Here is a 15,978-nt window from a genome sequence, read left to right as displayed (position 1 = left end):
TCTTCACCTCGATATAAGTATAGCACTGATGAAAATATCATGTTTTATTTTAAAGGGCTTTAACACCGTTTTTATGGAGTTAAAATCAATTACCAACATTTAACTGAAGTTAAATTTTTTATAAAAAAGATTAGCAGTTACTAATGAATAAAAGTTTTAATTGAGATATCTTGATGATTTGGTAAAATTATTTTATAATATTTCAATCTCGTTAATTGTAATAAAATATCAAATATAATATATTAAATTGACAGGAACATTTAATAAAAATGAGTATGATGTCAGTCATATTCTTTTTAAAAAGAGAGTTTACAAAATTTTTTTAAAATAAATGAATAATTTTGTCACCTTGACACAAACTAATTGTGTCAGGAGGTGAAAGCAATGAACTCAAAAAATTCAAAAAATAGATTAGTTGTTCCTGGTGCTCAAAATGCAATTGATCAAATGAAATACGAAATCGCTAATGAATTTGGTGTTAATCTTGGACCTGATGCAACATCTCGTGCTAACGGATCTGTTGGTGGTGAAATCACTAAGAGATTAGTTGAAATGGGACAAAATCAGATGGCAGGTAGACAATCTCAAAATCGTTAAGCTATTATAAAAAATCCTAGTCATAATCTTTATTATGAGTAGGGTTTTTTCATTTTTGATAAAAAGTGTATTCGCTTTCAAATTTTTGTTGAGTTTATTCTACAATTTATGTACAATAAATATATGTTATGTATTGTAGGAGGAATAAAAATATGACAAAAATTATGGCAGTCAATGCAGGAAGTTCATCTTTAAAATTTCAATTATTTGAAATGCCTGAAGAAACAGTCATTACATCAGGAATTGTAGAAAGAATTGGGATGGATGATGGTATTTTTACAATAAAATATAATGGAGAAAAAAAGACAACGACATGTCCGATTCCTGATCATCAGGTCGCTGTAGAAATGCTTTTAAAAGCATTGGTTGATGAAGGAGTCGTGACAGAATTAAAAGAAATAGATGCTGTTGGACATCGTATTGTTCATGGTGGAGAATATTTTAGTGATAGTGCTGTTGTTGATGATGATGTTGTCGCAAAGGTTGAAGAACTTTGTGAATTAGCGCCTTTACATAATCCAGCACATCTAATTGGATATCGTGCATTTAAAGCAGAATTACCTAATGTACAGCATGTCTTTACTTTTGATACAGCTTTTCATCAAAGTTTAGATAAAGAAAGATATTTATATCCATTACCATTAGAATATTACACAGATTTAAAAGTGAGACGTTATGGAGCACATGGAACAAGCCATAAATATGTTTCTGAACAAGTGATTGATATGTTAGGAAATCCAACTGAATCACGTGTTATTGTTTGTCATTTAGGTAATGGTGCAAGTATTTCAGCAGTATTAAATGGAAAATGTATTGATACATCTATGGGATTCACACCACTTGCAGGAGTTATGATGGGAACACGTTGTGGAGATGTTGATCCATCTATTATGCCTTATTTATGCAAGAAATTAAATAAAACACCAGATGAAGTCTTAGAAATTTATAATAAGAAATCTGGTATGCTTGGTATTTCAGGAATTTCATCAGATTCTCGTGATATTGAAAATGCTTTATTTAAAGAAGGTGATGATAGAGCATTATTAACAAGTTTATTGTATGCAAGAATTGTTTCTAAATATATTGGAGCTTATTATGCTGAACTTGGTGGATGCGATGCGATTGCCTTTACAGCTGGTGTAGGTGAAAATGCAGCTTATTTAAGACGTTTGATTATTGATGATGTTTCAAAAGCTTTTGGTGTCTTCTTGGATGAAAAACTAAATGCTGTGAGAAGTGATGAAAATAGAGTGATTTCTCATCAGTTCTCACAAATTAAAGTTATGGTTATTCCAACAAATGAAGAAGTTATGATTGCAAGAGATACAGTCAGATTATTAGGGCTATAAGAGAGTTGAATGATCAACTCTTTTTTATTATGGTTATTTTGATATAGAAGAATAAATCTTTTATAAGTTCATATTTATGTGATAATATGGTATTATGATAAACAAAGGTGATGAGAAATGGATAAAATATTAAGAATTAGAAAAGAGTTTGATCAGGTTATTATATATAGACATGTGAATCCTGATTTAGATGCATTTGGTTCACAACTGGGAATGTATTGGACATTAAAATCAATCTATCCACAAAAAAATATTGTTTTAGCTGGTGAAATGAACAGTGATTTATTAAAGTATTATCCTTCTTTTGAAATGGGTGAAATCAAAAAAGGTTATACTTTAGGAATTGTTTTAGATACAGCCAATCGTGAACGTATTGATGGGGATATATCTGTGTGTGATCAGATACTAAAGATTGATCATCATATAGTTGTTGATTCATATGGTGATATTAATATTGAAGATGAAAAAGCATCTTCATGTAGTGAAATTGTGACTTTATTAATGAAACGTGGGAAAGCTCAAATCCCATTAGAAGCTGCCAATGCTTTGTATTTAGGAATTATTGGAGATAGCAATCGCTTTTTATATCATTCGACATCTCAAAAAACTTTTGAAGCAGCTTCTTATCTATTGGATATGGGAATTGATATTGAAAAATTATATCAGAAGCTTTATATGCGTACAAAACAGGATTTAGAAATTACAAAATTTATTTATAATCATTATCAGGAAGATGGTCATATAGCATGGTATTATTTGAGTGATGAAAATTTAAAAGCATTACAGATGAGTCGAGAACAAGGATCTTCTTATGTTAATGTGTTAGCTAATTTTGAAGAGTATGCTGTATGGATGGCTGTGACTCAAAATAAAAAAGACAACAACTATCGTGTAAGTATCAGAAGTCGTGGTATTCCTGTTAATGAAGTGGCAGCGCTTTTCCATGGTGGTGGACATGCTTATGCTGCTGGAGCAACCCTTCAATCATTAGATGAATTGGAAGAACTTATTGAAAAATTAAAGGAGAAAATCAATGGAAAATATATTTGAAAAGTTTTTTACAAGAATGACAGAAAATAGGCAACGTCAATTTTTTCAACAACGTCAGCCCCAAAAAGGCGGGACAATAAAGGCATTGGTCATTGTTTTGATTGTTTTTTTGATTGTTGAATACTTTGTTTTGATTCCTATTAATTTGAGATCGCCTGATTTTGTTTTCTTTTTCAGTATTCTGCTTGTTATTTTTATAGCATTAAGAAGTTTATTTCAGGCTTCATTTGATAAAGTAAATAAGATACTTAGTGTAGTGATTGCGTTATTGCTAGTTTATGTCTTTGCTGGACAATTAATCAGTTCACCTATCTTTTTTGCATCAAGTTATCAAAAACAATTAGATGTTGATAAAAATGCTGATTTCTATAAAGATAATCCTAAAGTGAATTATCAGTCAATTCCTGTTGTTGATAAAGAGAGTGCTGAACGTTTAGGAGATCGTAAAATGGGTGAAATTGTCGATTACGTTTCACAATTTGAAGTTGATAATGATTATGTTCAAATCAATTATCAGGATAAACCTTACAGAGTCACAACATTATCATATAGTGATTTGATTAAATGGTTTACGAATCATCGTGAGGGATTACCTGCCTATATTCGCGTAGATATGGTGACACAGGAAAGTGAAGTTGTTCGTTTAGATGAAGGAATGAAATACTCACATTCTGATTTATTCTTTAGAAATATTGATCGTCATTTACGTGTTCACTATCCAACTAAAATGTTTGAAACACCTTCATTTGAAATTGATGATGATGGACATCCATATTGGGTAGCACCGACTTATACTTATAAAATTGGTTTATTTGGTGGTAAAGATATCACAGGTGCAGTGTTAGTTGATGCTGTGAGTGGTGACTGTCAATATTATGATATTCAAGATGTTCCAACATGGATTGATCGTGTTTATCCTTCTGAATTGTTAATAGAACAGCTTAATAACTGGGGAAAATATACACACGGTTTCTTTAATACGATTTTCTCTCAAAAAGGTGTTTTAAAACCAACAGACGGATATAATTATATAGCTTTAAATGATGATGTTTATTTATATACAGGTTTAACATCAGTATCTAATGATGCTTCCAATGTAGGATTTGCATTGATTAATATGCGTACGAAAGAAGCCAAATATTATGCGATTAGTGGAGCAGAAGAATTTTCAGCAATGTCTTCTGCTGAAGGAAAAGTTACAGATTTAAAATATACGGCAACATTCCCTATTTTGATTAATGCTGGAGGAGAACCAACATATTTTATGTCTTTAAAAGATAGTGCAGGTCTTGTTAAAAAATATGCGTTTGTCAGTGTTGAAAATTATCAGATTGTTTCAGTTGGTGATAGCGTTGCCGAAGCAGAAAAAGAATATTATGCATTGTTGAAAGATAATGGTAAAACAAATGTTGATTATGATACAGAAAAATTAACAGCTGTTGTCAGTGATATTCATGAAGTTGTTGTTAATGGAAATTCACAATATTATTTCCAGCTTCAAGATTCGAATCAAGTCTTTATTGCACCTATTTCATTAAATGCTCAGTTGCCTTTTGTCAAAGCGGGTGATACAGTGACGATTGAATATGTCAATGATGAATCGACTTCACAAACTGTTTCTTCAATTACGATTCAATAAGGAGGAAGATTATGGGTGAATTATTTCAACGTTTAAAAATGTATGAACCTCTATTTGGGAAATGGAAAATAGATTTTATTGCCATCACTTATACAGATATGGCATGGGTCTATTTGAAAGATGATTATGGCAATGATGCTTTAATGAAAGTGAAAACTTTATTTTGCTTAGAAGAAGATGTGGAAAATGAAGTTTATGAATTGATGAATAAATATGACATCTTGGATTTTCCTGATTTAACACATTCACCTTATTTAGAAGAAGAACATTATTATATTGAAGATGGATCTGAAGTCAAAGGTGTTGATATCTGTTTGTTATCTAGATATTCACTAGAGGAAGATAACGATCAGCTTTTATCTACCAATGAATTGTTTCAATTAGGTCTACAATATATGAATGGACAGGATAGAGTTCAGGATGAATATCGTGCTTATCAATTGTTTGAAAAAGCAGCTTATCATTCACATGCCAAAGCTATTTGTTCACTTGGATATATGAATGAAGTGGGGTTAGGAACAAAAGTCAATAAGGAACAGGCAGTTGCTTTTTATCAGCAGGCTGCTGATTTAGGTGATAGTCTGGCAGCCTGTAATTATGCTTATTGCTGTTTAAAGGGGATAGGCTGTCAAAGCAACTTACAGCAGGCTTTTGAATATTTTGAAAAGTCTGCCCAAGATCAATATCCTCGAGCTGTTTATTATTTAGGAGAATGCTATTGCTTTGGTTATGGAACGCTCAAAGATGAAATGAAAGCTATGACTTATTATAAACAGGCAGTAGATTTAGGATATACACAAGCTAAATATAGCATTGGATATTGTTATGAATATGGTATAGGTGTCGCTAAAGATCTTGAAAAAGCTTTTTTATGGTATTTGGATGGTGCCAAAGATGGTCTGCCTGTTGCACAGGTTCAAGTTGGTTTTGCCTATGAAGTTGGTGAAGGTGTTAAACAGGATAGTGAACAGGCTGTGTATTGGTATCAGCAGGCTTCGTCACAAAATTATGCACCTGCTCATTGTTATCTGGCATATTGCTATGAAATGGGAATTGGAACTCCTGTTGACTTAAAAAAAGCAAAAGAACTGTATTTACTTAGTGCGAATATGGGATATCCTCGTGCTATGATGGCTTATGGACATATGATTGAAGATGAACATCCTGCATTAGCTTTGGATTATCTTAAGCGTAGTGCGGATTATGGCTATTATCCAGCTATCAATAAGTATGCCTATTATCTGGAAAAAGGAATAGGTATAGAAAAAAATGAAAAACTGGCATTTGAATATATTCAAAAAGCTGCCAATGATCAAGATGCTCAAGCGATGTGTACTTTAGGATACTACTATGAAATGGGCGTAGGAACAAAAAAAGATACAGCCAAAGCTTTTGAATATTATCGTCAATCTGCCAAGGCAGGTCATTTACATGGTATGACAAACTGGGGTTATTGTTATGAAGCTGGTATTGGAACTGAGCAGGATTTGTCAAAGGCTATAGAGATTTATCAACAAGCTGCTGATTTAGGTTATGATGTGGCGCAATGTAATTTAGGATATTGCTATGAAGTGGGAATTGGGGTAGAACCTGATTTACAAAAAGCCAAAACCTTTTATTTGTTAGCTGCAAAACAAGGACATTTAAGAGCTATGTGTAACTTGGCTTATTTATATGAACAGGGCGTTGACGGTCAACCTGATTATCAGGAAGCTAGAAAATGGTATGAGCAGGCTGCTCAATATCAATATCCTCGTGCACTTTGTTGTTTAGGTTATTTCTATGATGAAGGATTAGGCGTTGATGTTGATTTAGAAAAATCATTTGATTATTATCAACAGGCAGCTAATTTACATGATGGAGCCGCTTTGTGTACTTTAGGCTACTATTATGAAAACGGGATTGGCTGTCAAAAAGATGAACAACAGGCTGTAGAGTGTTATCAAAAATCGGCGGAATCTGGAAACTTGCGTGGTTTAACAAATTTAGGTTGCTGTTATGAACTCGGTATTGGTGTTGAAAAAGATTTATCTCAGGCTATTTCCTGTTATCAACAGGCAGCTGATTTAGGATTTGATGTTGCCCAATGGCGTTTAGGATACTGTTATGAAGATGGTATAGGTGTAGAACAGGATATGTCTAAGGCTATTCAATACTATCAGGAGGCTGCTAAACAAAATAATCCACGTGCTTTATGTGGCTTAGGTCTTATTTATGAAGAAGGTCGAGGAGTGCCGGTTGATTTAACGAAAGCTTTTGAATATTATCAACAAGGTGCACAACTGAATGATGAAGTCTGTCAATGTAATTTAGCTTTTTGTTATGAACATGGAATCGGTGTCGAGCAGGATTTTGCTCAGACCAAATATTATTATGAATTATCAGCTCAAAAAGGATATCCAAGAGCTTTATGTAATTTGGGTGTCATGTATGAACTGGGACTAGGATGTCAAAAGGATGAAGAAAAAGCTTTACAGCTTTATCATCAAAGTGCAAAGTTTAATTATTCGCCTGCCATTTGCAATGAAGCCTCATGTTATGAAAATGGTATAGGGACAAAGGTCGATTTATCACATGCTTTTGAATTATATTTAAAAGCAGCCAAAAATCAATGGGCTCGAGCTATGTATCATGTTGGTCGTTTCTATGAAGATGGCTTAGGAATTGAAGTGGACATAGAAAAAGCTGTACAATATTATGAATTGGCTGGTCAAAATGGTATAGCAGATGGATATGTCGAAATGGGGAGAATGTATGAATGGGGCATATTGAAACAATCTAATGATCAAGCTATAGAATATTATCAAAAGGCGCTTGATATGCAATCACCACGCGCTTATTATGCACTTGGAAATATGTATAAAGATGGAAAAGGTGTTCAACAGGATTATTCAAAAGCGATTGATTATTTTCAACATGCCGCCAAGATGAATCATGCTTCATCGCTTTATAATCTGGCTGTGCTATATGATTTTGAAGCTGGTAAAGAGTTTGAAGATAAACAAAAAGCAATCACCTATTATCAGCAGGCTGTTGATTGTGGACATGCAGGGGCCATGAATAATCTGGCAGTTTGTTATAAAGAAGGAGATGGCGTCAGCAAAGATTTAAAAAAGGCTTTTGAATTATTTTTAAAAGCTGCCAACCTTAATAATGGACACGCTTATCTCAATCTTGCGAGAGCATATACGTATGGACAAGGAACACAGGTTTCTTTAAAAGATGCTAAATACTGGTGTCAAAAAGCACTGGATGCTCATATTGAGGGTGCTAATGATTTAATGAAGGTGATTAAAAGAAAGTCATTTTTGCATCCTAAAAAGATAAAATAAGGACAACACAGATGTGTTGTTTTTATTATGGAATAAAGTTTGGTATATTTCATAAGGGAATAACAATAAATATAGGAATTCACGCATAATTATGATATAATTACAAAATGAATTGAGGTGGAAAGATTATGAAATCAAAGATTTTAATAGTTGATGATGAAGAACATATTAGAGAATTGATCCGTTTTTATTTAGATAAAGAGGGATTCTCAGTGGTTCAGGCTGCTAGTGGAGAGGAAGCTTTACATCTTTTAGAAAATGAATATATTGATTTAGCAATTGTTGATATTATGATGCCAGTGATGGATGGATTTCAATTGGTAGAGGAAATGAAGGAAATGAAAGACATTCCCGTTATTATGTTAACTGCCAAATCACAGTCAGCAGATAAATTAAGAGGTTTTTCATTAGGAATAGATGATTACGTGACAAAACCATTTGATCCTGATGAACTTTTAGCAAGAGTGAAAACAATTTTAAAAAGATATAGTATCAATAGTCAGAATATTGTGACTTTACATGATGTGGTTTTTGATGGTGATAAATATGAAATCAGATATAAAGATCAAACAATTCATTTGCCTTTAAAACAGTTTGAATTGGCCTTTGAATTAGCGAAAAATCCTAATCAGATTTTTACTCGTGAACAGTTAATTGAAAAAATTTGGGGAATGGATTATGATGGATTTGATCGTACTGTAGATGTTCATATTAAACGTATTCGTGAAAATTTAGGACATTTGCCTGGATTTAAAGTGGTGACAGTCAGGGGATTAGGATATAAGATTGAGGTTAAACCATGAAATCCATTTATGGGAAGCTGATTATTGGATTTTTAGTCAGTATTTTATTTAGTTTTTCAATTGCTGGATATTTTTCATTGCGTAAAAATGCAAATGAACTGGGGTTACTGGCTGTTGAAGAACTTAAAAATTCAACAGAACTTATAGAAGATTTTATTCAATTAATCGACCGAGATGATTTAGATAAAATATTACAGGGTTATGCCTCAACTTCAGAAGTGAGTTTTTATATTGAAAGTAATGGTCAAAAAAAGACTTATGGAAATATCAAAGGAGAACATCTCTCTCATGAAGAAACAGATGTTTTAAGAGAAAATATAGGACAAAGTATTATTTTACAAGATTCATCTATACGTATTTATGCAAAATCTTTTGAAGTCAAAAATCAAAATTATATTGTCTATGTTCAAAAAGATATGAGTAAAAGGGAAATGATTTTCCTGGATTCTGCTTTAATAGCTGTCTTTTGTATGCTTGTTGCTGGAAGTATCACATTTTTAGTCATTGCTGATATTATTGTTAAACCTATTTCACGTTTAACTAAAGCAACAAATGAATTATCAAAAGGAAATTATCGTGTTCGTGTTAATTATACTGGTAAGGATGAAATTGCACGTTTAAATCGCAGTTTTAATCAAATGGCTCAACAGCTTGCCAAGCAGGATGAAACACGTCAACAGTTCATATCTGATGTTTCACATGAGTTTCAAACGCCTTTAACGGCTATTCAAGGTTTTGCGACAATCTTAAAGAATGAAAAATTAACTGATGAGCAACGTCAAAAATATGCAGATATCATTTTATTTCATAGTAAACGTTTATCTACACTTTCTAAAAATATGTTACAGTTAACTTTATTGGAAGGTGAAGATGTTAAATTAGAAATCAGTGAGTTCTCGTTAATTGAACAGTTAAATCGTGTTATTGAAACACAAGATAATTTTGCGTTAAGTAAAAATATTGAAATAGAATTTGAAATACCTAAAAATGATATTCGTATTGAAGCAGATGAATCACGTTTAGAACAAGTGTGGATTAATTTGATCAACAATGCGATTAAATACACACAAGATAATGGAGTTGTCATGGTACATGTCAAGAAAACATCTAAAGAAGTGGAAGTCAGTATCGAGGATACGGGTGTTGGTATGAGCAAAGAAGCTATATCACATATTTTTGAACGTTTTTATCGTCAAGATAAATCACGAAGTGTAGAAGGCAATGGATTAGGGTTATCTATTGTAAAAAGAATTGTTGATTTACATAAGGGACGTATTGATGTTATATCAAGAGAAGAAGGAGGCAGTCGCTTTACCGTTCATTTGCCTCAGAATAAATCATTTCATATTAGTGAAAGACTTATAAAAAAAGAAAATCATGGTTAGAAAGGAATTGATTTATGTATTTAAAAAGAATTGAATTACATGGTTTTAAATCATTTGCCGATAAATCAGTCATTGAATTTCAACCAGGAATTACTGGGATAGTTGGTCCTAATGGTTGTGGAAAATCGAATATCAGCGATGCTGTCAGATGGGTATTAGGTGAACAGTCAGTGAAATCATTACGTGGTTCTAATATGTCCGATGTTATTTTTAATGGTAGTGAAGACCGTAAGGCACAAAATGTTGCTGAAGTGACACTTGTATTTGATAATGAAGATCGTTTTATGAATGTTGATTATAATGAAGTAGAAATAACAAGACGCTTATATCGTCAAAATAATGAGGCAGAATATTTAATTAATAAGGAACCATGTCGTTTAAAAGATATTGTTGATTTAATTATGGATACAGGTTTAGGAAGAGATTCACTTTCCATCATTTCACAGGGGAATATTTCTTCATTCGCTGATAGTAAGCCTGAAGAAAGAAGAGGAATGTTTGAAGAAGCGGCAGGTGTAGCGAAGTATAAAAAAAGAAAGCTTGAATCGATTCGAAAATTAGAAAGAACAAAGGATAATTTGGATCGTGTTGAAGATATTTGTTTGGAATTAGAAAAACAGATTTCACCATTAAAACGTCAAAAGGAAAAAGCTGAAATTTACTTGGATTTAAAAGAACAGTTACAGTCTATTGAAGTAAGTGTACTGGTAAAAGGAATTGAAACTTTATCTCAATCTTTACAGGATTTAAATCAATCTTTAGATTTACTGGATAAAGAAAAAGTGACAATTGAAGGACAAATCTTAATTAATGAACAACAAAATGAAAGCTTAAAGAAAAAGATGTTTGATTTGGATCAGGAAGTCAATGGACTTCAAGGCCAACTTTTAACAGCTATGAATAATGTTAATCAATTAGAAACACAAAAAGTTGAGATTGATGCTAATCGTAAACATATTTTAGAGACAACTAACAAAGAAGATTTACAGGCACGTATGGAACAGTTAAAAGCCATTTTACAAGATGCTATTAGTGAATATAATGATCGTGTTAATCGTTATAATGAAACAAAGGAAGAAAAATTAACTTTGGAAGCTTCTCAGGAAAAAAATCGTGCTCAGATGAATGCTTTAAGACAGGATATTGAAAATCTTAATTTAAAATTGCATCAAGACCGTCACCGTAGAGAGCAGCTGGTTGATTTGGTAGAAAACAAATCTGGGTATAGTTATGGTGTACGTTCTATTATAAAAGCTAAAGATTCCATGAATGGAATTGTAGGTGTACTTGGAGATTTATTGGAAACTCAAGAAGAATATGAAACAGCTTTAGCAGTTGCTTTAGGAAATGCAGTGCAGTTTATTGTGACTGATAGTGATGAAGATGCGAGACATGCTATTCATTTTTTAAAGAATAATAAATCAGGACGTGCAACATTTTTACCTATCACAACAATGAAGGAAAGACATTTGCGAGAAGAACATTTACTGGTATGTCAAAATACACAAGGATTTTTGGGTGTTATGAGTGATTTTGTGAGATATCCTGATAAAATTAAAACGATTGTTTTGAATCAATTAGGACATGTGATTGTAGCTGATACATTAGAAAATGCATCTCTTTTATCAAAAGCAACATATGCCAGATATAAAATTGTAACTTTGGCTGGTGAAGTCATCAATGTGGGTGGTTCATTAACTGGAGGAAGTTTTAAACAATCTTCATCACTTTTAACAAATAAACGTGAATTAGAATTGTTACAGGAAACCATTCGTCAAAGTGAACAAGATATCACAATGAAGAAAGCCAAACTTAATGAATTAGATAATTTAGCAAGAGAAATTTCTCATAATCTTCTACAAAAACAGATGTCATTTGCTAAATTGGAGTTGGTTGTCACAAATAAGAAAAGTGAATTACAGATTGCCAAAAGTGAATATGAAAGTTTAACACATCAAAGCGTTGAATTATCAGAGATTGAAAAAGGAACGCAAGATAATCAATTGCTTCAAGAGCTAAATGAAGCTAAAAAAAGAAGAGATCGTTTAACTGAAAGTATTCAGGCTAAGCGAGAATTGCGTATGAGTTTTGTTAATGAAAATGATCAGCTGGAAGATACTTTGAAAGTCACACGAGCTCATTTAAGACAAATTCAAAACGATATGACACAAAAGCAGGTTGATAAAGCCAAACAGGAAACAGAACTGCAAAATCATTTACAGCGTTTAAATGAAGAATATAAGATGACATATGAATTTGCCAGTGAAGAATATGCTCGTGATATTGATATGCAAAAATCCAAAGAAGAAGTACGTTTATTAAGACATCAGATTGATTCTTTGGGACATGTCAACTTACAGGCTATTGAAGATTATGAAGAAGTGTCTACACGTTATGAAACTTTAAATCACCAACGTTTAGATCTTATTCATGCTCAGGATAGTATTTTAAAAGCTATTGATGAAATGGATGAAATCATGGTTTCACGTTTTAGTGAAACATTTGAAAAGATTAATCATGAATTTAATATTGTGTTTAGAAATCTTTTTGGTGGTGGAAAAGCGGAATTGAAATATAGTGATCCTGATAATATTTTAGAAACAGGAATTGACATTGACGTACAGCCACCAGGAAAAGCAGTCCAGAATATTACTTTATTCTCGGGAGGAGAAAAAGCATTGATTGCCATCTCATGTCTATTTGCTATTTTACGTGTGCGACCAGTGCCAATGTGTATTTTAGACGAGGTTGAAGCCGCTTTGGATGTTGCGAATGTAGAACGTTTTGCCAAATATTTAAGAGAGTTTTCTCATCAGACACAATTTATTGTTGTCACTCATCGTGAGGGAACAATGGAAGAATGTGATTTGTTATATGGAGCTACTATGCAACAAAAAGGTGTGACAAAACTTGTGAGTGTGAAATTAAAGGATGCTATTGATTTGGCACAAACGGCATCATAGATGAAAAAATATTGACATATCATCAAGAAGTGTTATCTTTATGATATGTCAATCAGTTTGAGGAGGATGTTTATGGGCTTTTTTAGTAAAATCAAAGAAACATTAGTAGGAAAGTCAGCGAAACAAAATGATAAATATGTAGCTGGTTTGGATAAGTCTAATTCTTCATTTTCATCAAAAATTAATGAATTAGCAGCACGTTATCGTGAAATAGATGATGATTATTTTGAAGAACTGGAAAATATTTTGATTATGAGTGATGTTGGTGTCAATATGGTTATGACAATTGTAGATGAAATTAAAAAAGAAGTTCGTCTTCAAAACATCAAAGATCCTAAAGAAATTAATGAAATTATTATTGATAAGATGTTTGTCATTTATGCCAATGATTCCTATATGACTACAAAAATCAATTATGATGATGAAGATTTAACAGTTATTTTAATGATTGGTGTTAATGGTGCAGGGAAAACAACAACGATTGCTAAGTTGGCTCATATGATGCTAAATGAAGGTAAGACAGTCATGGTTGCTGCAGGTGATACTTTTAGAGCTGGGGCCATTGATCAGCTAGATGTCTGGGCTAAACGTCTAGGTATTGAATGTGTGAAAGGTAAAGAAGGTGGAGATCCGTCTTCAGTTGTCTTTGATGCTTTAAAACGTGCAAAAGAACAAAAAGTGGATGTTTTGATTTGTGATACAGCCGGACGTTTACAAAATAAAGTGAATCTCATGAACGAATTAGAAAAGATGAATCGTATCATAAAGCGTGTTGTACCACAGGGACCACAGGAAACTCTTTTGGTTATTGATGCGACAACAGGACAGAATGGAGTTTCACAGGCACAGGAATTTTCTAAAATCACAGATATTACAGGTCTTGTTTTAACAAAGATGGATGGAACTGCTAAAGGTGGTATTGTTTTATCTATTAAAGATGCTTTAAATATTCCAGTTAAATTTGTTGGTTTAGGTGAACAAATGGATGATTTACAGGAATTTGATCTTGAACAATATATCTATGGTTTATGCAAAGGATTATTGGAGAAATAATATGACATCACATTTAGAAAAGACACAACGTGTGAATTTGTTGATGGATTGTTATGGTGATTTATTGACAGATAAACAAAGACAATATTTATCGTTATATTATGAAGAAGATTTTTCTTTGTCTGAAATTGCTGAAGACCTGATGGTTTCTCGTAATGCTGTATATGATCAGCTAAAACGAGCAGTAGCTTCATTGGAAGAATATGAGTCAAAGCTTCATTTAATGGAAAAGCATATTGAGCGTATGGCTTTGATTCAAAAAATTGAAAATCAGCAAATTGATAATCAACAAATGCAAGATTATTTAGAAATGTTAAAGAAGATATAGGAGGATAAAATATGGCTTTTGAATCGCTTTCTGAAAGATTGCAGGAGAGTTTAAAAAAGATTAGAGGACAAGCAACTTTAACAGAAGAAAATATGGACGAGATGCTTCGAGAAATTAGATTGGCTTTATTAGAAGCAGACGTGAATTTTCAAGTTGTTAAAGAATTTATTGCGAATACGAAACAAAAAGCTTTGGGACAGGATGTCTTAGGTTCATTAAAACCTGGACAGGTCGTTGTCAAGATTGTTCATGATGAGTTGGTTGAATTATTAGGAACAACAGTCAGTGAACTAGATTTATCAAAAAAACCAACAGTTATTATGATGGTTGGATTGCAAGGTTCTGGGAAAACAACAACTTCTGGAAAGATTGCAAAATTATTATCTAAAAAATATAGTAAAAATCCATTATTGGTTGCGGCAGATATTTATCGTCCAGCTGCAGTTGATCAGTTAAAGACGCTTGGGGAACAATTAGATATTCCAGTCTTTGAAAAAGGAACAGATGTGAAAGCAGAACAAATTGTCAGTGAGGCTATGAATTATGCTTATGCGAATCATCATGATGTTGTTCTTATTGATACTGCTGGGCGTTTACATATTGATGAACCTTTAATGAATGAATTACAGAATATTAAAGATATTGTTCATCCTAGTGAAATCTTATTAGTTGTTGATGCTTTGACAGGACAAGACATTGTCAATGTTGCTCAATCATTCCATGATCATTTACAAATTACAGGTGCTGTTTTAACAAAATTAGATGGTGATTCACGAGGTGGGGGAGCACTATCTATTCGTCATATTACACATGTACCGATTAAGTTCATTGGGACTGGTGAAAAATTAGATGCGATTGATTTATTCTATCCAGATCGTATGGCAGATCGTATTTTAGGAATGGGTGATGTCGTTTCATTAGTTGAAAAAGTTCAAGATGTTTATGATGAAAAAGAAACAATGAAAACATTTGAACGTATGAAACGTGGTACTTTTGGTTTGGATGATATGCTTGAACAAATGCATCAAGTTAGAAAATTAGGACCTTTATCTGGTATTTTAAAGATGATTCCAGGTATGCCAAAAATGCCTCAAATCAATGATGAAGATACTGATAAAAAATTAAAATTAACAGAATCCATTATATATTCCATGACATTAGAAGAAAGACGTGATCCATCTATTTTAAATGCTAAACGTAAAGAAAGAATTGCAAAAGGATGTGGACGTAGTGTGGCTGATGTCAATCGTTTGATAAAACAGTTTGAAGCTTCTAAACAAATGATGAAACAGATGGGAAATTTAGATCCAACAACGGGTATGCCTACGCAAAGGCCACAAAATCGTATGAATTTTAATCCTAATCGTAAAAAGGAAAGACATAAGAAGAAAAAGAAAAGATAGCCAAAAGTCCTTATTGATGATATAATCAATAAGGCTTTTGCATGTTGTGAAGCTATGTAAAAAAATATAAAATAAA

At 32.5% G+C, this 15,978-nt stretch carries 11 protein-coding genes; all 11 read left to right on the top strand.

What is annotated here, in order from left to right:
* Positions 1–384: 384 nt before the first annotated feature.
* The gene (locus B5E79_RS08665) at positions 385–597 is read left to right on the top strand and encodes an alpha/beta-type small acid-soluble spore protein (RefSeq protein ID WP_087242931.1); all 213 of its coding nucleotides are present in this window, start codon (positions 385–387) and stop codon (positions 595–597) included.
* Between the two features lie 152 nt (positions 598–749).
* A complete protein-coding gene (locus tag B5E79_RS08660) occupies positions 750–1,946 on the top strand; it encodes an acetate/propionate family kinase (RefSeq protein ID WP_087297704.1) in 1,197 nt (398 codons plus the stop codon).
* Between the two features lie 117 nt (positions 1,947–2,063).
* Positions 2,064–2,996 (top strand): DHH family phosphoesterase, encoded by a 933-nt coding sequence (locus B5E79_RS08655; RefSeq protein WP_087297703.1) that lies wholly within the window; start codon positions 2,064–2,066, stop codon positions 2,994–2,996.
* Positions 2,980–4,635 carry a hypothetical protein gene (locus B5E79_RS08650; protein ID WP_087297702.1) on the top strand — a complete coding sequence of 552 codons (1,656 nt, stop codon included), beginning with the start codon at positions 2,980–2,982 and terminating at the stop codon, positions 4,633–4,635. Before B5E79_RS08655 ends, B5E79_RS08650 begins: the two co-directional genes overlap by 17 nt.
* Before the next feature lie 11 nt (positions 4,636–4,646).
* On the top strand, positions 4,647–7,967 hold the full coding sequence (locus tag B5E79_RS08645) for an SEL1-like repeat protein (protein ID WP_087297701.1): 3,321 nt from the start codon (positions 4,647–4,649) through the stop codon (positions 7,965–7,967).
* A gap of 128 nt (positions 7,968–8,095) precedes the next feature.
* Positions 8,096–8,770, top strand: a complete 675-nt coding sequence (locus tag B5E79_RS08640) for a response regulator transcription factor (protein WP_087297700.1) — start codon at positions 8,096–8,098, stop codon at positions 8,768–8,770.
* Positions 8,767–10,155 (top strand): sensor histidine kinase, encoded by a 1,389-nt coding sequence (locus B5E79_RS08635; RefSeq protein WP_087297699.1) that lies wholly within the window; start codon positions 8,767–8,769, stop codon positions 10,153–10,155. Before B5E79_RS08640 ends, B5E79_RS08635 begins: the two co-directional genes overlap by 4 nt.
* A gap of 14 nt (positions 10,156–10,169) precedes the next feature.
* Positions 10,170–13,118 (top strand): chromosome segregation protein SMC, encoded by a 2,949-nt coding sequence (locus B5E79_RS08630; RefSeq protein ID WP_087297698.1) that lies wholly within the window; start codon positions 10,170–10,172, stop codon positions 13,116–13,118.
* Between the two features lie 72 nt (positions 13,119–13,190).
* Complete coding sequence (ftsY, locus tag B5E79_RS08625; RefSeq protein WP_087242917.1) at positions 13,191–14,171, top strand: signal recognition particle-docking protein FtsY; 981 nt, start codon at positions 13,191–13,193, stop codon at positions 14,169–14,171.
* A gap of 1 nt (position 14,172) precedes the next feature.
* Entirely contained in the window at positions 14,173–14,499 is a 327-nt protein-coding gene (gene ylxM, locus B5E79_RS08620) for a YlxM family DNA-binding protein (RefSeq protein ID WP_087242915.1), read from the top strand.
* 11 nt (positions 14,500–14,510) lie between these two features.
* Positions 14,511–15,902, top strand: coding sequence for a signal recognition particle protein (ffh, locus tag B5E79_RS08615; protein ID WP_087297697.1), 1,392 nt, complete (start codon positions 14,511–14,513; stop codon positions 15,900–15,902).
* Positions 15,903–15,978: the final 76 nt, after the last annotated feature.

Source organism: Massilimicrobiota sp. An134 (assembly GCF_002160815.1).
In the GTDB taxonomy this organism is placed as follows: domain Bacteria; phylum Bacillota_I; class Bacilli_A; order Erysipelotrichales; family Coprobacillaceae; genus Allocoprobacillus; species Allocoprobacillus merdigallinarum.
The sequence above is the reverse complement of the archived record's forward strand: the minus strand, read 5'-3'. Positions and strand labels throughout refer to the sequence as shown.

Excerpts from the sequence above, each read along its gene's own strand:
- B5E79_RS08660 (WP_087297704.1), top strand. The coding sequence starts at position 750 with ATGACAAAAATTATGGCAGTCAATGCAGGAAGTTCATCTTTAAAATTT.
- B5E79_RS08650 (WP_087297702.1), top strand. The coding sequence starts at position 2,980 with ATGGAAAATATATTTGAAAAGTTTTTTACAAGAATGACAGAAAATAGG.
- ftsY (WP_087242917.1), top strand. The coding sequence starts at position 13,191 with ATGGGCTTTTTTAGTAAAATCAAAGAAACATTAGTAGGAAAGTCAGCG.
- B5E79_RS08645 (WP_087297701.1), top strand. The coding sequence starts at position 4,647 with ATGGGTGAATTATTTCAACGTTTAAAAATGTATGAACCTCTATTTGGG.
- B5E79_RS08655 (WP_087297703.1), top strand. The coding sequence starts at position 2,064 with ATGGATAAAATATTAAGAATTAGAAAAGAGTTTGATCAGGTTATTATA.
- B5E79_RS08640 (WP_087297700.1), top strand. The coding sequence starts at position 8,096 with ATGAAATCAAAGATTTTAATAGTTGATGATGAAGAACATATTAGAGAA.
- B5E79_RS08635 (WP_087297699.1), top strand. The coding sequence starts at position 8,767 with ATGAAATCCATTTATGGGAAGCTGATTATTGGATTTTTAGTCAGTATT.
- B5E79_RS08665 (WP_087242931.1), top strand. The coding sequence starts at position 385 with ATGAACTCAAAAAATTCAAAAAATAGATTAGTTGTTCCTGGTGCTCAA.
- ylxM (WP_087242915.1), top strand. The coding sequence starts at position 14,173 with ATGACATCACATTTAGAAAAGACACAACGTGTGAATTTGTTGATGGAT.
- B5E79_RS08630 (WP_087297698.1), top strand. The coding sequence starts at position 10,170 with ATGTATTTAAAAAGAATTGAATTACATGGTTTTAAATCATTTGCCGAT.
- ffh (WP_087297697.1), top strand. The coding sequence starts at position 14,511 with ATGGCTTTTGAATCGCTTTCTGAAAGATTGCAGGAGAGTTTAAAAAAG.